This window comes from Luteibacter pinisoli (assembly GCF_006385595.1).
Lineage (GTDB): Bacteria > Pseudomonadota > Gammaproteobacteria > Xanthomonadales > Rhodanobacteraceae > Luteibacter > Luteibacter pinisoli.
Window position 1 is genome coordinate 1,848,531 of the sequence record NZ_CP041046.1, and the last position, 17,403, is coordinate 1,865,933.

The window sequence follows — 17,403 nt, forward strand, 5'->3', positions numbered from 1 at the left end:
CTTACCGACCATGGCAGAGTCACTGCGTGACCAGTTGTTGAAGAGCGGCCTCGTCAAGGAAGTCCGCGAAGAAGCCCGCAAATCCGCACCGCCGGCCCGACAGGGTGGGCAGGGCGGGCAGCGCGGCACGAATGGCCCGCGTCCACCAGGTGGCGGCAAGCCCGGCCAGGGCGGTGGTGGGCGCCCGCAGGGTGGTGGCAGGCCCCAGGGCGGCGGTGGTCGTCCCCAGGGTGGCGGACGTCCGCAGGGCGGGCAGGGCGCCAATGCGCCGCGTCCGCCGCGCAAGGATGGCGAGATGGACCTGGCCAAGGCCTACGCCATCCGTGCGCAGACCGAAGCCACCGAGCGCCGCCAGGCCGAAGCCGAGGCTGCCGAAGTGGCCCGCTTGCGTAAGGAGAAGAAGCGCAAGGTCGAGGAACTGCTGAAGGGGAAGGCGCTCAACCTCGCCGACGCTGACCAGGTCCGTCATTTCCCTTACGGCGAAAAGATCCGTCGCGTGCACGTCGACGCGGCACAGCTGGCCGCGATCAACGCGGGCGAGCTCGGTGTCGTGCAGCAGGGCGGCCGTTATCTGGTGCTGGAGAAGTCCGTGATCGACGCGCTGCGCGAGATCGCCCCGGAGTTCATCGCGCTGATGGTTGACCCGAACGCACAGAGCGAATCCGACGACGGCGTGCCTGACGACCTGATGTGGTGAAAAAAAACGCGCTCGCCAGGGCGAGCGCGTTTCAGGGCGATGCAGCCGCCACGCGTTACGCGGGTGGCGTCGCCAGTTCCGGGTTGTCCCAACCTTCCTTCCGGCTGAAGCGCGCGCCGTGCTTCTGCTCCAGCTTGGCCAGGCGCTCACGCACCACGGCCACGCCTTCGCTGCGCACATACTGGATCGGGCCGCCACGGAACGGGGCGAAGCCCGTGCCGAAGATGACGCCGGCGTCGAGCAGGTCCGCATCGTCGACCACGCCTTCGGCGAGGCATGCGACGGCTTCGTTCACCATCGGCAGGATCATGCGGTCCTGCAGGTCGGCCGGTGGGACGTAGTCCGGGTCGACGTCAGGCTTCTCGGGCTTGCCGTCCTTCCAGACGTAAAGGCCTTCGCCGTCTTTCTTGCCGCGCTTGTTGGCTGCCAGCTTCTCTTCCAGCCCGTGCGGAACTTCAAGGCCGAGGAAGGGCGCCAGCTCCTTGCCGACCGAGGCGCACACGTCGAGGCCGACCGTGTCGGCCAGTTCGATCGGACCCATCGGCATACCGAACTTCCTGGCCTCGCGATCCAGCACGGGCCCCGGCACGCCTTCATTGAACAGGCGCATCGCTTCCATCAGGTACGGCATGAGGATGCGATTGACCAGGAAGCCTGGCGTGCCCTTGACCGGCACCGGCAGCTTGCCGATCGCCTTGCAGAAGGCGAGGGCGCGCTTTTCGATGGCGGGGTCGAGCTGGTCGTGGCGTACGACTTCCACCAGCGGCATCTGCGCCACCGGATTGAAGAAGTGCAAGCCAAGGAAGCGCTGGGGCGCGGCGAGGCCGACGCGCAGTTCGTCCAGCGGAATGGACGACGTATTGCTGGCGAGGATCTCGTCGGCCTGGAACTGCGGCTCGATGGCGGCGTACAGCGCGTGCTTCGCTTCCGGGTTTTCGAAGATCGCCTCGATGGCGAGGTCGGCGTCAGCGACGCCCTTGCCTTCGACGTCGGCGCGCAGGCGGCCGTTCGCCGCTTCGACCTTGGCCGGCGCCTTCAGTTTCTTCTCGAACATGGCCCGGGCGCGCTTGATCGCCGGTTCCACGAAGCGCAGTTCGCGATCCTGCAGCGTGACCTCGAAACCCTTCAGCGCGGCCCAGGCGGCGATGTCGCCGCCCATGGTGCCGGCACCAACGACATGGACATGCTTGATGCCATGGTCCACGCCGCCGCCGAGGCTTTTCAGCCGTTCCTGCAGGAAGAAGATGCGGATGAGGTTGCGCGCCGTGGACGTGGTGGCCAGTTTTGCGACGGACTTTGCTTCCAGCTTCAGGCGCTGCTGGATATTGCCGCCACCATTCGCCCAGACGTCGATCAGGGCAAACGGTGCCGGGTAGTGTTCCTTGCGGACCTTGGCGGCGGTCTGCTTGCGCACCATGGGCGCCAGGATCAGGCGGGCGGGCAGGGTGTTCGTCGCCCAGGCTTTCGCACGCAAGGCGAAGGGCCGCGCCGACGGGCGGCGGGCCAGCTGGCGGGCTTCGGCCAGCAGTTCGTCGGGACGAGCCAGGCGGTCGACCAGGCCCACGGCCTTGGCCCGGCGCGCGTTGAACGGGCGGCCGGTGAGCATGGCGGGGAGCGCTTCCGGCGCACCGATCAGGCGCGGCAGGCGGGCGCTGCCACCCCAGCCGGGGTGGATGCCCAGCATGACCTCGGGCAGGCCGATCTTCGTGGCGTCGTCGTCGGCCGCGATGCGATAGCGGCAGGCCAGGGCCAGCTCGGTGCCACCGCCCATGCAGGCGCCGTGGATGGCAGCCACCGTGGGGAAGGGCAGGCGGGCGAGGTTTTCGAAGACGCGCTGGCCGTTCTCGATGTTCTCGAGGACGGTGCCGGTGTGTGCGTACTCTACGAATTCCCTGATGTCTGCACCCACCGCGAAGCCCGACGGCTTGGCGGAGTGGATGACGACGCCCTTGGGGCCTTCAATGGCCAGGCGTTCCACCAGGGTGGCCAGCTCGTCCAGCACGTCGCGCCCGAGGGCGTTGGCGCTGGTGCCCTCACGGTCGAGGGAAAGGACGACGATGCCATCGTCGCCTTCGCTGGTCTTCCAGTGCTTGAATCGGAGTCCTTCGAACATGGCAGTCGGGCGGTGGCGAATGAGCGCATCACCATACCTTTGTGTGGTGCCGAATGCGAGATACCCCACCGTATGGTCGGGTCTGGCGCGACGACCCGTCTTGGCCCGATACTGCCCGCCAGTTAAGCCGCCAGACGATCAATGCCAGTGGATGCCCTTGCAGGAACGGATGTCTTCGACCGAATCCTCTCGGCCGCCGGCCCGCTAGTCGCGTTGAAATCCGAGGACCCCGGCCTGCTGATCGAGCAGTTCCGCCTGGTGGCCCGGCGGACCGGCCAGGCGGTCTATCTGTGGCGTGGCGGCGAAGGGCTGACCAGCCTGCGCGACGCCCAGATGCGCGTTCCTGGTTGCACCCGCCTCGGTGATGCGCTGCGCTATATCCTCCAGAGCCTGCACTTTGGCGTGTACCTGCTGGACATGCCGCCGGGCGTCCCGAGCGCGACGGACGGTGCCCTTTTACGGCAACTTGCCAAGACGCAGACCGGCCACGTCCGCCGGGTGGTCCTGGTGGGCGCCAGCGCCAGCCTGCTGGCCACCTTCGATGACGACATCGTCCGGGTCAGTGCCGACCGCGCCGGTCGTTCCGCGGCGCCGCGGCTTCGCGACGGCCGCTGGGTGGTCTGACCGATGATGTCCGTGCCTGACGCCAGCGGCGTACTGATCTTTACCCCGCGCCGTGACATGCGCCGCGCCGTGTTCGACGCCCTCGACGCGGATGGCGGCTTCGTCCTGCTGAGCGCACGCGATGCGTTGCAGCTTGAAGCCCTCCTGGCCGACGCGCCGCCGCTGCACGTGGCGGTGGTGGGCAGCGACGGCAGCGACGATGTCCGCCTGGGCCTGCGCATCCTGCGCAGCTTTGCGGCCTATCGCGATATCCCCATCGTGTTCCTCGTGCCCGATGGCCCGCTGGCCGTGGCGCCCGACGATGGCGCCGCGTGGCTTCGCGAAAGCGCCATCGCCGCTGAGCTGGCCCAGCGCGTGCGCATGGCGGTGGCGGTGGATACGACGCCGCGGGTGATCGAAGCGAAGGCCGATTTCCGTTTCGCGTTCCATGCGGGTGCCGCGTGGGTCGTGGCCGCGGCCGACGGTGGCATCATCGATGCCGGCGCGGCGATGCTTCGCCTGTGCGCGGACGACGCGCCGATCCATGGCCGACTGCTGCGCGACGTGTTCAGCATGAACGACGGGTCTACCTGGCCGATCCCTGACGGCGACGCCTCGGCATGCATGCTGCGCCGGGTCGATGGCGTGGAGATCCCGGGCGAGGTGGACGTACGCCACCTCGTGGATGACATGGGCGGTCATCGCATCGCGGTGGCCTTCCGCGACATGCGTTCCAGCGATACCGCGACGCGGGCGCTTTCACTGCTTTCCGTCCTCGACGCGTGCCCCAGCGATGACGAAGGGCTCGGCGAGGTCGCGGCCATGCTGGCCGATGCGCTGGACCTCGACGTGGTCGGCGTGTGGTCGGCGCTGCCGGAGAGTGACGGCGGCCCTTCCGTGGTCGCCCGCATCTGGAATGGACCAGGCCAGGTCGAGTGGGCTGAAGCCGACCAGTTGCCGCTGCTCAAGCGGTGCCTCGGTGGCGAGGCCATCGTCTGCCTCGGCGATGGCCGTACCGAAATGCCGGCCGATCCGCTGGTCGAGGCGCTGGGCCTGACGTCGTTCGTCTTCCTTCCCTTGCTCGACGAGCGGCGCAACCCGATCGGCGCGCTGATGGCCGGACGCCGCCGCACGGGCAGCGATGGCCGCGTGTTCGAACTGGCACTGCGCGCCGCCTCGGCCCGCTTCAGCGCGGCGCTTGAACTGCGCCGTTCGCGCGACCAGGGCCGCGAGCGCGGCCTGGTCGATACGCTCACCGGGCTGCCGAACCGCCTCCTGTTCCACGACCGCGTCGACACGACGATCCGTGAAGCCGAGCGCACCGGCGAGCTGTTCGCGGTGCTCTTCGTGGACCTCGACCGTTTCAAGGGCATCAACGAGACCCTCGGCCATGCCGTCGGCGACCAGGTGCTGTCCGCCGTGGCGCGGCGACTGCGTGCGAGCGTGCGCGGTTCCGACACCGTGGCGCGCTACGCGGGCGATGAGTTCACGCTGGTGCTGCGCCACATCACCAAACGCGAAGACGTGCTGCGCATTGCCGAGAAGATCGTGCAGGCGCAGGAAGTGCCGCTTCACCTCGACGACGGCTCCGAGCTGCAGGCGACCGTGTCGGTCGGCATCGCGTTCTTCCCCGACGACGCGGTCGAGGGCGAACTGCTCCTGCGCCACGCGGACGAAGCGATGTACGGGGCGAAGAGCCTGGGCCGGAACAACTACCAGGTGTACGCCGCGAACGTGGACACCGCCCAGCAGCAACAGGGCGAACTGAAGGCACGCCTGCGCCATGCCGAACGCAACGGCGAGCTGCGCGTGTTCTACCAGCCACAGGTGGACGCGGGCACCGAAGACATCGTCGGCATGGAAGCGCTGGTGCGCTGGGAGCATCCGGAGCTGGGCATGATCAGCCCGGGCTTCTTCATCCCCCTTGCCGAAGCCAGTGGCCTGATCGTGCCCATCGGCGAGTGGGTGCTGCGCACGGCCTGCGCCCAGGCCAAGGCCTGGGAGGACCGTTACGGCATGGGCCTGCGCCTGGGCGTGAACCTCTCCGCCGTGCAGCTGATGCAGCCCAACCTCGCCGGCACGGTGGCGCGTGCCCTCGAAGACACCGGCCTCAATCCCACGCAGCTCGAGCTGGAAGTCACCGAGAGCATCAGCGTGAAGACGGTGCCGCACCTGGTCGAGACGCTGGACGCCCTGCACGCGATGGGGTGCCGCATCGCCATCGACGATTTCGGTACCGGCGCGGCCTCGCTCGACTACCTGCGCCGCCTGCCGGCCGACCGGATCAAGATCGACCAGAGCTTCGTCCGTAACATCGGCGTGGACCCGGACGACGAAGCCATCGTCCGTGCGACGATCGACATGGCCCATCGCCTCAAGCGCGGCGTCGTGGCGGAGGGCGTGGAGATCGAGCAGCACCTCCAGTTCCTGCGCGCCAACGGCTGCGACGAGCTGCAGGGTTTCCTCTTCTGCCGGCCGCTGCCGTCGCTCACCTTCGACAAGCTGCTGGCCGAGCGCGAGCGCCTGGTGGCCGAAGGGCAGGCGTTAAGCCTGGCCTGATATGTTCCTATGGGAGGCCGGCGCATTGAACTTGCGCCCGGCCTTCGGGTCTCAGCTGCGCCCGGGACTGGACCGAATGATGTTGAGGAGACGGCCCGGATGGGCGAAAACGAAGTAGATCAGGCACTTGTCGAACGCGTGCAGCAAGGTGACCAGCGCGCATTCGACCTGCTTGTCCGCAAGTACCAGCACAAACTCGTCGCCCTGATCTCCCGCTACGTCCACGACTGGACGGAATGCGAAGACATCGCCCAGGAGGCGTTTATCCGCGCCTGGCGCGCCCTGGGCTCGTTCCGGGGCGAAAGCGCTTTCTATACATGGCTTTACAAGATCGCCGTGAACACCGCCAAGAACCATCTGGTGGCGATGGGCCGGCGCCCGCCCACGGGCGATATCGATGCGGAAGACGCCGTTTACGTCCCTGGCGCCACCCGTATGCATGAAAGCGCCACCCCGGAACGTGAAATGATGCGGGAACAGGTGGAACAAACGGTGTTTTCTACTGTCGAAGCCTTGCCCGAAGAACTTCGGGTCGCGATTACCCTGCGCGAGGTGGAAGGCAAGAGCTACGAGGAAATTGCCGCCGCCATGGATTGTCCGATCGGGACGGTCCGTTCGCGTATTTTCAGGGCCCGCGAGGCCATCGACGAAAAATTGCGGCCGTTGTTGTCCGACCGCGAGGACAAAACCCCATGAGCGAAGCTAATCGGGAAATTCTCTCCACCGCTATGGATGGAGAGCTGTCACGGGAGGAGATCCGCTTCCTGTTGCGCCGCATGGAGGCCGATCCGGGCCTGGCGGACGCCTGGTCGCGCTACCACGTCGGCCGCGATGGCGTGAAGGGCGAAGTGCTGCCGTTGGCGTCGGCCGGATTCGCGGATCGCGTCATGGCCGCCATCCAGGCAGAGGCCGCTACCCAGGTCGCCGCTCCGGTCGTCGCCCCCCGTCGGCGTTGGCTGCACTGGTCCGCCGGTGGTGCGATCGCCGCCAGCGTCGCCGTGGCCGCACTCATGGCATCGCAGCCGGCAGGCAATCGTGGCGTGGCGCCCGATGTGGCCCATCGTGCGGCCGCCAGCGGCAGCGCGGAAATCGCTGACGCGTCGCCGGAACTGGCGACCGCGCCGGTGGCCCCGCAGTGGTTGAGCGGCAATGTCGCTTCGCAGTTCACGCAGAAGGCCGCGTTCGACAGCTCCGGCAACGATGCCGCCACCGCCTATCTGCCGCGTTCCACGCCGTACCAGATCCAGCGCGCCCGTAGCGCCGATGCCCAGGACGCCAGCCGCAGCCAGTACATGCTGCTGACCCGTCCGGATGGCTCGCGTTACGCGCAGCCGCAAGCGGCGCCCGCCGCTCGCTGAGGCCGTCGCGGCTCCGGCCGCGTCCTGCCTCCCCCTCCCACCGTTGTTTCCCCGTCCGGCGCCATCGCCGGACGGGCAGTCATGCCTGATCACAAGGAGAATCACCCATGGCATCCTGGCAAGCACGCGCCCTCATCGGTGGCGCACTCGTCGTGGCGAACGTCGGCGCGCAGGCACAAGCGCTGCCCGACTTCACCGGCATCGTTGAGAAAAACGCGCCCGCCGTCGTGCATGTGGAAGCCCGTACCTCGGGCCAGGCCACGAAGAAGCCAGGCGGCCGGGGCGCACAGGACATGCCCGACGATCAGGACGAACTCTTGCGGCGCTTCTTCGGCATGCCAGGCATGCCCGCCCAGCCCCGGGAGCAGACAGCGCTCGGCTCCGGCTTCATCATTTCCGCGGACGGTTACATCCTCACCAACGACCACGTGGTCGATGATGCCGACGAGGTAAAGATCCGCCTGCAAGACCGCCGCACCTTCACCGCGAAGGTCGTTGGCAAGGATCCCCAGTACGACATCGCCCTGCTGAAGGTGGACGCGAGTGCCCTGCCCACCGTCACCATCGGCGACTCGCGCAGCGTCAAGCGCGGCCAGTGGGCGGTGGCCATCGGTTCCCCGTTCGGGCTGGATGCCACGGTCACCCACGGCATCATCAGCGCCGTGGGCCGCAACCTCGGCAGCGGCGACCAGCCGTATACCTCCTTCATCCAGACCGACGTGCCGATCAATCGCGGCAACTCGGGCGGTCCGCTGTTCAACCTGCAAGGCCAGGTGATCGGCGTGAACTCGCAGATCTATTCCACCTCAGGCGGCTACCAGGGCCTGTCGTTCTCCATTCCGATCGACGTGGCGATGAATGTCGTCCAGCAGATCAAGGAAAAGGGCTTCGTCTCGCGCGGCATGCTGGGCGTGACCGTCCAGCCGGTCGACCAGTTTGTGAAAAACCTCAACCTGCCGGATGCCAATGGTGCGCTCGTCGCCCAGGTCACGCCGGGCAGCGGGGCGGACAAGGCCGGCCTGAAGCAGGGTGACGTGATCCTCGGCTTCAATGGCATGCCGGTCACCCAGTCCGCGGATCTGCCGCCCCTGGTCGGCATCACCAAGCCGGGTTCCATGGCCAAGGTGGAGATCCTGCGTGACGGCAAGAGGCAGACGGTCGACGTGAAGGTTGGCGAGCTGCCGCGCGACAAGAACGCCCTGGCGGCCGCCACCGGGGCGCCCGCCGAGGGTGCGTCGGCCGCCGCCCTGGGGCTGGCGGTGCAGGACATCGACGCGCAAACCCGCTCCGAGCTGGGCCTGAAGGCGGGCGAGGGCGTGGTGGTCAGCCGCGTCACCGGCCCCGTGGCCGCCAGCGCCGGCCTGCAGGCGGGCGACATCGTGCTCATGGTGAACCAGAAGCGCACGGGCAGCGCGGCGGCATTCCGTGAGGCCGTGAAGGGGGTGAAAGCGGGGGATACGGCCATGCTGCTGGTCCGCCGCGACGACGCCACCCGCTTCGTCGGTATCACCGTACCCAGCGACAAATGACCCCGCGAGGCCGGCTGCCCTCGGCGGTAGCCGGCCTTCCATGCGATACTGCGGGATTCGCACCGGCCAAAACGGCCCGTGCGCGTCGTTCGCGCCGCGAGCGATGGTGAACGTGACCACGGCGCTCCATGGAACTCATCCGCAACTTCTCCATCATTGCCCATATCGACCACGGCAAGTCGACCCTGGCCGACCGCATCATCCAGCTGTGCGGCGGCTTGTCCGAGCGCGAAATGGAAGCGCAGGTCCTCGACAATAATCCGATCGAGCGCGAGCGCGGCATCACCATCAAGGCGCAGTCCGTCTCGCTGCCGTACAAGGCGCGCGACGGCAAGACCTACCAGCTCAACTTCATCGACACCCCGGGCCACGTCGACTTCAGCTACGAAGTCAGTCGCTCGCTGTCCGCCTGCGAGGGCGCGCTGCTGGTCGTCGATGCCGCACAGGGCGTGGAAGCCCAGTCGGTGGCCAACTGCTACACGGCGCTTGAGCAGGGCCTGGAAGTGATCCCGGTCCTCAACAAGATCGACCTGCCCACGGCCGACATCGAGAAGGCCAAGGCCGAAATCGAAGCGGTCATCGGCCTGGATGCGTCCGACGCCATCCCGGTCAGCGCGAAGACCGGCCAGAACGTGGTGGAGGTCCTCGAGGCCATCATCCATCGCATTCCGCCGCCGAAGCCGCGCGACACGGACAAGCTGCAGGCGCTGATCATCGATTCCTGGTTCGACAACTACCTGGGCGTGGTCTCGCTGGTGCGCGTGATGCAGGGCGAGATCAAGCCCGGCGACAAGATCCTCGTCATGTCCACCGGCCGTACCCACCTGGTGGACGACGTGGGCGTGTTCACGCCCAAGCGCAAGAAGCTCGACAAGCTTTCCGCCGGCGAAGTGGGCTGGATCAACGCGTCCATCAAGGACGTGCACGGTGCACCGGTGGGCGACACGCTGACCCACGCCGGCAAGCCGGCCGAGGCACCGCTGCCCGGTTTCCAGACCATGCAGCCGCGCGTGTTCGCCGGCCTGTTCCCGGTCTCCGCTGACGATTACCCGGCCCTGCGCGAAGCGCTGGACAAGCTGCGCCTCAACGACGCCGCCATGTTCTTCGAGCCGGAAAGCTCCGAAGCCATGGGCTTCGGCTTCCGTTGCGGCTTCCTTGGCATGCTGCACATGGAAATCGTCCAGGAGCGCCTGGAGCGCGAGTACGACCTGGACCTGATCACGACGGCGCCCACGGTGGTGTACGAGGTCGCGAAGACCGACGGCACCGTGCTCGACATGGACAACCCGGCCAAGCTGCCGCCGCCGCAGATGATCGCCGAGATCCGCGAGCCGATCATCGTGGCGACCATCCTTACGCCGGCCGAGTACGTCGGCAACGTCATCAAGCTGTGCGAAGAGAAGCGCGGCGTGCAGCGCTCCATCCAGTACCTGGCCACCCAGGTGCAGGTGACCTACGAGCTGCCGCTGGCCGAAGTCGTGCTCGACTTCTTCGACCGCCTGAAGTCGGTCTCCCGCGGCTACGCCTCCATGGACTACCACCTGGAGCGTTTCGACGCCGGTCCGTTCGTGCGCGTGGATATCCTGATCAACGGCGACCGCGTCGACGCGCTCAGCCTCATCGTCCACCGTTCGCATGCGGATCGCCGCGGCCGTGAACTGGTCGAGCGCATGAAGGACCTGATCCCGCGCCAGCAGTTCGACGTGGCCATCCAGGCCGCCATCGGCGCCGCGGTCATCGCCCGCTCGACGGTGAAAGCGCTGCGCAAGAACGTCCTGGCCAAATGCTACGGCGGCGATATCTCGCGTAAGAAGAAGCTGCTCGAGAAGCAGAAAGAAGGCAAGAAGCGCATGAAGCAGGTTGGCTCCGTGGAAATCCCGCAGGAAGCCTTCCTGGCCGTGCTGAAGGTCGACAAGTAAGCGCCGCCCCCGGGGCGGCATGACGTATCACCCATGGAAATCCGGCGCCGGATGCGCCGGAATGGGCCTCAGGGCCCTTTCACACGACTAACGGAGATGGCATGGCGGCAATCGATTTTTCGGCGTTCCTGCTGGGCGTGACGGTCCTTTTTGGCGTCATCTGGCTGTTCGACCGCCTGTTCCTCGTCAAGGCCCGCCGCGCGCGCGCCGAGGCCGAAGGTGCCGAAGTGGCCGAGCCGTGGCCGGTGGACTGGGCCCGCTCCCTGTTCCCGGTGATCCTGGTCGTGCTGATCCTGCGCTCCTTCGTGGCCGAGCCGTTCCGCATTCCCTCCGGCTCGATGATGCCCACCCTGGACGTGGGTGACTTCATCCTGGTCAATAAGTTCTCGTATGGCCTGCGCATGCCGGCCTTCAACAACAAGCTGCTCGAAAACGGCGAGCCGCGCCGCGGCGACGTCGTGGTGTTCCGCTTCCCGGGCTACCGTTGCGCGGATGGCAACGGAAACATCGTCCGCAGCGGCGACCAGACCTGCCAGGACCCGAACGCCCCCGTGCCCGGCGAAAACTGGATCAAGCGCGTGATTGGCGTGCCCGGCGACCGCATCGAAACCCGTGGCAGTGAGCTGTTCATCAACGGCGAGCGCGTGGCCATGGACGAGCTGGGCCCTTACAAGGGCGATCCGGAACGTCCGGAAGACCAGCTGCTGATGACCTACGGCTCAAAGCTTTATACCGAGCACCTGGGCAGCATCAACCACACGATCGCGCTGACCCCGGCCTACAACATGCCGCAGGACATCCCCAACGCGGTCGTCCCCTCGGAAGTACCGAAGGGTTGCTACATCGTGATGGGCGACAACCGCATGAACAGCACGGACAGCCGCTGGTGGGGCTGCATGCCCGAGGAAAACCTCGTCGGCAAGGCGTTCTTCGTGTGGCTGGCCTGGCGTGGCTTCGACCACGGCATCTCCGGCGTGCTCGACCTCTCCCGCATGGGCAAGGTCATCCATTGACCCGAACGGTGGCCCCCGTCACGGCCCGGGGCGTTGCGCCCCGGCCCGGACAAGGTAATCTCCGCAGCGGGGCGCACGTGCGCCTCACCGGAATCCACCGTACCAAACAGGGGAGCCGCCTCGCGCGGCGGGGTCACACATCATGAAATCCAGGCAATCGGGCATCACCCTCATCGGCTTTGTCATTGTTCTCGTCGTGCTGGGCTTTTTCGCCTTCATGGCGATGAAGCTGGTGCCGTCGTACATTGAATACATGGGCGTCGTGAAAGCGATGAACCAGATGGCGACCGAAGGTGGCAACGATGACATCGAGCAGGCGCGCCGCCAGCTCGCCTTCAAGATGAGCTTCCAGTACGTCGACGATTCGACGATCAAGCCCAAGGACGTCACCGTCGTTCGCCAGAACAACCAGCCGACCCTGCGCGTGGCTTACGACAAGCGCATTCCGTTCTTGTACAACATCGACTTCCTGCTTCACTTCGAGAAGCAGGTGCAACTACGCAGCGCGACCGGCGCTGGATATTGAGGTTTCGTGGAATTCCCGCACCGCTTTCGTGATCCTGAATTCGCTATCCTGGCACTGACCCACCGCAGCGCCGGGAAACCGAACAACGAGCGGCTGGAATTCCTCGGGGACGCCCTGCTGGGCGTGCTTGTCGCCGAATTGCTGTTCGAAGTCCATCCGAATGCCAGCGAGGGTGAGCTCTCGCGGCTTCGGTCGCAGCTGGTCAATGGCCAGGCCCTCGCCGTCATCGCCCGGGATCTCGAACTGGGCGACCGGCTCAAGCTCGGCCCGGGTGAGCTCAAGAGCGGCGGTTTCCGCCGTGAGTCCATCCTGGCCGACGCCTTTGAAGCGATGATCGCCGCCGTGTACCTGGACGATGGCTACGACGCCTGCCGCCAGGTCGTGCGCAGGCTTTTCACGCCCCGCGTGGCAGAACTGAAGCGCTCCAGCAAGGACGCGAAAACGCGCCTGCAGGAGTGGCTGCAGGGCAGGGGCCTCCCGCTGCCCGTGTACGACCTGACCGACAGCTACGGCGAAGACCACGCCAAGATTTTCGACGTTAGCTGCACTATTGAAGAGCCGGAAGCCATCCGCACCGAAGGGAGTGGAGGCAGCCGGCGCGCCGCCGAGCAGGACGCCGCCGACGCGGTTCTGCGCATCCTGCTGGAAAAGAAATCATGAACGATATCGATCTCGAAACTAACGACACCGTCGTCGACGACGACTTCCGCTGCGGCTATGTGGCCCTGGCCGGACGCCCCAATGTCGGCAAGTCTACCCTCCTCAATGCCCTGATCGGCGTGCGGCTCTCCATCGTGAGCCACCGCCCGCAGACCACGCGGCACCGCATCCTCGGCATTTCCACCAAGCCGTCGGGGCAGATCCTGTACGTGGATACGCCGGGCCTGCATCGCGGCGCCAAGCGCGCCATGAACCGCAGCCTCAACCGCGCCGCCCGCGCCGCCGTCTCGGAAGTCGATCTTGCCGTGCAGGTGATCGAGGCCGGCCGCTGGACGGACGAAGACGCCGCGATGTACCAGGCGATGTGCGAGCAGACCGACATGCCCAAGCTGCTGGCCATCAACAAGGTGGACCTGCAGAAAGACAAGACGGTGATGCTGCCCTTCGTGGCCGACCTGATGCAGAAGCATCCGTTCGACGACGTCTATTACGTCAGCGCGCTGAAGTCGAAGGGCCTGGAAGGCCTGGAGAAGGGCATCCTCAAGCGCCTGCCCGAGCAGCCGGCCATCTACGGCGAAGACGAAATCACCGACCGCAGCGAGCGCTTCCTCGCGTCGGAAATGGTCCGTGAGCAGCTCATGCTGCGCCTGGACCAGGAGCTCCCGTACGCCACCACGGTGGAGATCGAAGGCTTCGTGGATCGTCCTGATGGCGTCACCGAAGTCCACGCCGTGATCTGGGTGGAGCGCGACGGCCAGAAGGCCATCGTGATCGGCAACGGCGGCGCACAGCTCAAGGCCATCGGTACGTCGGCCCGCAAGGCCATGGAAACGATGTTCGAGCGCAAGGTGTTCCTGAAGCTGTGGGTCAAGGTCCGCGAAGGCTGGGCCGACGACGAGAACCTGCTCAAGCGCTTCGGCTACGAATAAGCCTCACCGGGCATCCAGCGCATGCGTGTCGAACAGCAACCGGCCTTCGTCCTGCATGCGCGGCCCTATCGGGAAACCTCGCTGCTGGTCGAGTGCCTGTCGCGGGACCATGGCCGCATCGGCGTGGTCGCGCGTGGCGTACGCAACGAACGCGCGCGCATGCAGCGGGCCCAGCTCGAACCCTTCCAGCGCATCGCGCTGGACCTCCTGCTCAAAGGCGAGCTTGCCACGCTGCGCTCCGCGGAGCCGGTCGGCACACCGCTGCGCCTCACCGGCGACGCCGGGCTGGCCGGGCTCTACCTCAACGAACTGGTCGTGCGCCTCACCGGCCGCCAGGATCCCAACCCCGAACTGTTCGACCACTACGAACGCACGCTGCGCCGCATGGCCGCCGGTGAACCGCTGGCGTGGACCCTGCGCCGCTTCGAACGCGACATGCTCGACGCCATCGGCTACGCGTTGCAGCTGGAAACGGACGCGATGGATGGCGAGCCACTGGATCCTGCCGGCACCTATTTCTACGATCCCGAATCAGGCGCCACGCCCGCCCGTTCGGGGCACGCGCATGCGTTGCGTGGCGCCGACCTGCTGGCGCTCGCGGCCGACACATCGCCGGATGCCGCCGGCCTCTCCGCGCTGAGGCGAATGATGCGGCAGGTGATTACGTTTCACCTGGGGGGCGGCGAGCTCAAGGCCTGGCGAGTGCTTCGATAGTCGCCTCGAGCTCGCGCCGAAAGCGTTCCACCACGGCCGGCGCCGCCTGTCGTGCCTCGACGACATGCCCTTGCATGGCCTTCGCCTGCGCACCAAGGCGCGCGGCACCGCAGAACCCACACGCCGAGCGCAGCCGATGCATGCGTTCGACCAGGCTGGCCGGGTCGTGGGCCAGTGCGTGCAGCTCGCTGCGCAGGTCGTGAAGCTCCGCCTGCAACAGCGTGCGCAGCGCAGCCATGGTGTGGGCATCGCCCGTGGCCACCAGCCCTTCGGCGTCATCGAGCACCACCACGCGCCGGTCGACGCCGAGCACGGCATCCAGGGCATGGCCCAGCGCGGCCAGGCGGCACGGCTTTTCAATCGCGCCGACGAAGCCGGCGGCATCGAGGTCGCCACGCAACAGCGGGGTAATTTCGGCGCTGGTGGCGAACGCGGGCACGCCGGCGGAGGCGGCATCGATACTGTCGTGCAGGTCGCGCAGGATCTCGAGGGCACCGCCATGGGGCATGCGGCAATCGAGCAGCAGCGCGTCAAAACGCTGGGTGCGGGCCAGGCGCAATGCGTCGGCGCCATCGACGGCAAGGGTCACTTCGAAGCCGAGGGAGACCAGCGCGCCGGAGAGGAACTGCCGCGTCGACGCATCGTCGTCGGCGACCAGCACCCTGTGCAGGGTGCCGCGGTCAAGTGGGGGTGGGCGGTTCGAATCCATGCAACGTTCCATGTTGTTCATCTTGATTTGGCAGAATGGAGCAGCATGCGCCGCGTATCAACCCGCCCCGTCGCTCTTTTGCTCCTCGCCTGGATCGCCATGGCCTGGGGCACGGCCGCGCACGCCGGTCTTTCGGTGGGCGCCGACAGCCTTGCGGTCCCCGGCCTGGCCCTGTCGGATATGCAGGTGGACCTCGATCCGCAGGCGGACGGGAAGGGGATCCAGCTCCGGATGACGGCCAAGAAGGCTGACATCCCCGCCATGGGCTGGCGCAAGCTGGGGTTGGCGCTGGAAGGCCGGCTGGACCGGGATGAACTCGGCCGCTGGCTGTTCGAAGGCCGGGCGAAGCTGCGTGGTGCGCCCGGTGGGGCCCTGACGGATGCGACGGTCCGTATCCTCGCCGACGAAGCGGCCAATACGCTGGCGGTCACCATCACCCAGGACAAGGTGCTCGCCGAGGTGGCGCTGCCGATGGACCAGGTCACCCATGCGCAGATCACGCTGAAGAACCTGCCGGCCGGATGGCTGCAAGGCCTGCTCTCCACGGTGTGGAACGGCCACCCGACCACGGGCAGGATCAACGCCGACCTCGCGCTCGACCTGCTCGATACCGGCACGCAGGCGGCGGGCCAGTTCGCCCTCGATGGCGTGGGCTTCGACAGCCCGGGCGGCAAACTGGCCGGACAGAAGATCAGCGGCAACGGCCGCCTCGGCCTGGATATCGGCCGCGACAGCACCACCATGGATGTCGACGCCAGCCTGCGCGGTGGTGAGTGGCTGCTGGGCCCGCTCTACGCCAACCTGCCTGCGCATCCTGTGCAGCTGTCCCTTTCCGCACGCACGCAGAAGGGCGCCTTGGGTATCCGCCGCCTGCGCCTGACCGATCCGGACGCACTCCAGCTCGAAGGCGAACTCGGCTTCGACGCGAAAGGCGACCTTGCCCAGCTGAAACTGGACCGTTTCAATGCGCGCTTCCCCGCCGCGTACGATCGCTACGGCAAGGGCCTGCTGCGCACGTATGGGCTCGACGGCCTGCAGGCCACCGGCGAAGTGGCCGGCCATGCCACGCTGGATGCGAATGGCCCCACGGCCTTCGCGTTCCAGACCAGCGGTCTCGACCTGGCCATGGCGGACGGCCGCCTGGGCGTGAATGGCCTGCACGGCTCGCTCGACTGGAGCGCCGCCGATGACCGACCCGCGACCCGGCTGGGCTGGCACAGCCTGCAGGTATATCGGATTCCCAACGGGTCCGCCGAAGGCAGCTGGCGCAGCACGGGCGGCACGCTGTCGCTCGAGAAGCCGATGGCCATCCCCGTGCTGGACGGCAACCTGCGTGTCCTCTCACTCGGCTGGAAGCCTGCGGCCGCCTCGGGTGAGCGCCTGCAGACGTCGCTCGCGCTCACCCAGATCGACATGGCGGCGTTCTCGCGCGCCGTCGGCTGGCCCGAGTTTGGTGGCACCCTGGGCGGCGCGGTGCCGTCACTGCGCTACGTGGACGACCGCGTGGAACTCGGCGGCGGCCTGGCGCTGAACGTGTTCGGCGGGTTCATCGACATCACCGGCATGACGCTGTCCCGTCCGTTCGGTGACGCGCCGGTGCTCGCCGGCACCATCGCGCTGCGCAACCTCGACCTGGCGCAGATGACCTCGGTATTCGATTTCGGCAGCATCACCGGGCGCCTCAACGGCAGCGTCGACGACCTGCGCCTGGTGGCGTGGAAGCCCTCCGCATTCAAGGCCAGCCTGGTCGCCGACCAGGGCGGGCGGATCAGCCAGAAAGCGGTGAACAACCTTACCTCGGTGGGTGGCGGTGGTATCGCCGGCGGCCTGCAGGGCACCGTGCTGAAGCTGTTCAAGACCTTCGGTTACAGGCGCATCGGCCTCAGCTGCACGCTCAAGGGCGATGTCTGCAGCATGGGCGGGCTGGGCCAGGCGAAGGATGGCTACACTATCGTCGAAGGCAGCGGCCTGCCGCATCTCACGGTGGTCGGCCACCAGCGCGAAGTGGACTGGCCGACGCTGGTCCGGCGCCTCGAAGCCGCCACCAAGGGCGATGGCCCGACCATCCAGTAAG

Annotated in this window: 15 protein-coding genes; 13 read left to right on the plus strand and 2 right to left on the minus strand. The window is 67.1% G+C overall.

The window, feature by feature from the left end; translation table 11 throughout:
* The first annotated feature begins 10 nt into the window (after positions 1-10).
* Complete coding sequence (locus FIV34_RS08440; protein ID WP_139981534.1) at positions 11-697, plus strand: DUF2058 family protein; 687 nt, start codon at positions 11-13, stop codon at positions 695-697.
* Between the two features lie 55 nt (positions 698-752).
* On the opposite strand, the gene FIV34_RS08445 is transcribed toward FIV34_RS08440, so the two are convergent.
* Positions 753-2,810, minus strand: a complete 2,058-nt coding sequence (locus FIV34_RS08445; protein ID WP_139981536.1) for a 3-hydroxyacyl-CoA dehydrogenase NAD-binding domain-containing protein — start codon at positions 2,808-2,810, stop codon at positions 753-755.
* A 141-nt stretch (positions 2,811-2,951) separates the two neighbouring features.
* On the opposite strand from FIV34_RS08445, the gene FIV34_RS08450 reads away from it, so the two are divergent.
* The 11 genes from FIV34_RS08450 (at position 2,952) to recO (ending at position 14,620) form a co-directional block, all read left to right on the plus strand.
* A complete protein-coding gene (locus FIV34_RS08450) occupies positions 2,952-3,434 on the plus strand; it encodes a hypothetical protein (RefSeq protein WP_139981538.1) in 483 nt (160 codons plus the stop codon).
* Between the two features lie 12 nt (positions 3,435-3,446).
* Positions 3,447-5,972: a putative bifunctional diguanylate cyclase/phosphodiesterase gene (locus tag FIV34_RS08455; RefSeq protein ID WP_342777385.1), complete on the plus strand. Its 2,526-nt coding sequence runs from the start codon at positions 3,447-3,449 to the stop codon at positions 5,970-5,972.
* 99 nt (positions 5,973-6,071) lie between these two features.
* Positions 6,072-6,668, plus strand: coding sequence for an RNA polymerase sigma factor RpoE (gene rpoE / locus FIV34_RS08460; protein WP_139981540.1), 597 nt, complete (start codon positions 6,072-6,074; stop codon positions 6,666-6,668).
* Positions 6,665-7,330, plus strand: coding sequence for a sigma-E factor negative regulatory protein (locus FIV34_RS08465; RefSeq protein ID WP_139981542.1), 666 nt, complete (start codon positions 6,665-6,667; stop codon positions 7,328-7,330). The genes rpoE and FIV34_RS08465 overlap by 4 nt, the downstream gene beginning before the upstream one ends.
* Positions 7,331-7,437: 107 nt before the next feature.
* A complete protein-coding gene (locus FIV34_RS08470; protein ID WP_139981544.1) occupies positions 7,438-8,859 on the plus strand; it encodes a Do family serine endopeptidase in 1,422 nt (473 codons plus the stop codon).
* Between the two features lie 128 nt (positions 8,860-8,987).
* Positions 8,988-10,778: a translation elongation factor 4 gene (lepA, locus tag FIV34_RS08475; RefSeq protein WP_139981546.1), complete on the plus strand. Its 1,791-nt coding sequence runs from the start codon at positions 8,988-8,990 to the stop codon at positions 10,776-10,778.
* Between the two features lie 101 nt (positions 10,779-10,879).
* Positions 10,880-11,791 (plus strand): signal peptidase I, encoded by a 912-nt coding sequence (gene lepB / locus FIV34_RS08480; RefSeq protein WP_139981549.1) that lies wholly within the window; start codon positions 10,880-10,882, stop codon positions 11,789-11,791.
* A 142-nt stretch (positions 11,792-11,933) separates the two neighbouring features.
* On the plus strand, positions 11,934-12,317 hold the full coding sequence (locus tag FIV34_RS08485) for a DUF4845 domain-containing protein (RefSeq protein WP_139981551.1): 384 nt from the start codon (positions 11,934-11,936) through the stop codon (positions 12,315-12,317).
* A gap of 6 nt (positions 12,318-12,323) precedes the next feature.
* On the plus strand, positions 12,324-12,977 hold the full coding sequence (gene rnc, locus FIV34_RS08490; RefSeq protein ID WP_139981553.1) for a ribonuclease III: 654 nt from the start codon (positions 12,324-12,326) through the stop codon (positions 12,975-12,977).
* A complete protein-coding gene (era, locus tag FIV34_RS08495; RefSeq protein WP_139981555.1) occupies positions 12,974-13,906 on the plus strand; it encodes a GTPase Era in 933 nt (310 codons plus the stop codon). Before rnc ends, era begins: the two co-directional genes overlap by 4 nt.
* A gap of 21 nt (positions 13,907-13,927) precedes the next feature.
* Positions 13,928-14,620 (plus strand): DNA repair protein RecO, encoded by a 693-nt coding sequence (gene recO / locus FIV34_RS08500; protein WP_139981557.1) that lies wholly within the window; start codon positions 13,928-13,930, stop codon positions 14,618-14,620.
* Here recO and FIV34_RS08505 read toward each other — a convergent pair.
* Positions 14,595-15,329, minus strand: a complete 735-nt coding sequence (locus FIV34_RS08505; RefSeq protein WP_170207547.1) for a response regulator — start codon at positions 15,327-15,329, stop codon at positions 14,595-14,597. The two genes, recO and FIV34_RS08505, sit on opposite strands and share 26 nt — an antisense overlap.
* Before the next feature lie 45 nt (positions 15,330-15,374).
* Here FIV34_RS08505 and FIV34_RS08510 point away from each other — a divergent pair, with 45 nt between their 5' ends.
* Positions 15,375-17,402, plus strand: coding sequence for a translocation/assembly module TamB domain-containing protein (locus FIV34_RS08510; RefSeq protein ID WP_139981561.1), 2,028 nt, complete (start codon positions 15,375-15,377; stop codon positions 17,400-17,402).
* Position 17,403: the final 1 nt, after the last annotated feature.

Coding starts and splice junctions, on each gene's coding strand:
- FIV34_RS08440 (WP_139981534.1), top strand. CDS start 11: ATGGCAGAGTCACTGCGTGACCAGTTGTTGAAGAGCGGCCTCGTCAAG.
- FIV34_RS08445 (WP_139981536.1), bottom strand. CDS start 2,810: ATGTTCGAAGGACTCCGATTCAAGCACTGGAAGACCAGCGAAGGCGAC.
- FIV34_RS08450 (WP_139981538.1), top strand. CDS start 2,952: ATGCCAGTGGATGCCCTTGCAGGAACGGATGTCTTCGACCGAATCCTC.
- rpoE (WP_139981540.1), top strand. CDS start 6,072: ATGGGCGAAAACGAAGTAGATCAGGCACTTGTCGAACGCGTGCAGCAA.
- FIV34_RS08465 (WP_139981542.1), top strand. CDS start 6,665: ATGAGCGAAGCTAATCGGGAAATTCTCTCCACCGCTATGGATGGAGAG.
- FIV34_RS08470 (WP_139981544.1), top strand. CDS start 7,438: ATGGCATCCTGGCAAGCACGCGCCCTCATCGGTGGCGCACTCGTCGTG.
- lepA (WP_139981546.1), top strand. CDS start 8,988: ATGGAACTCATCCGCAACTTCTCCATCATTGCCCATATCGACCACGGC.
- lepB (WP_139981549.1), top strand. CDS start 10,880: ATGGCGGCAATCGATTTTTCGGCGTTCCTGCTGGGCGTGACGGTCCTT.
- FIV34_RS08485 (WP_139981551.1), top strand. CDS start 11,934: ATGAAATCCAGGCAATCGGGCATCACCCTCATCGGCTTTGTCATTGTT.
- era (WP_139981555.1), top strand. CDS start 12,974: ATGAACGATATCGATCTCGAAACTAACGACACCGTCGTCGACGACGAC.
- recO (WP_139981557.1), top strand. CDS start 13,928: ATGCGTGTCGAACAGCAACCGGCCTTCGTCCTGCATGCGCGGCCCTAT.
- FIV34_RS08505 (WP_170207547.1), bottom strand. CDS start 15,329: ATGGATTCGAACCGCCCACCCCCACTTGACCGCGGCACCCTGCACAGG.
- FIV34_RS08510 (WP_139981561.1), top strand. CDS start 15,375: ATGCGCCGCGTATCAACCCGCCCCGTCGCTCTTTTGCTCCTCGCCTGG.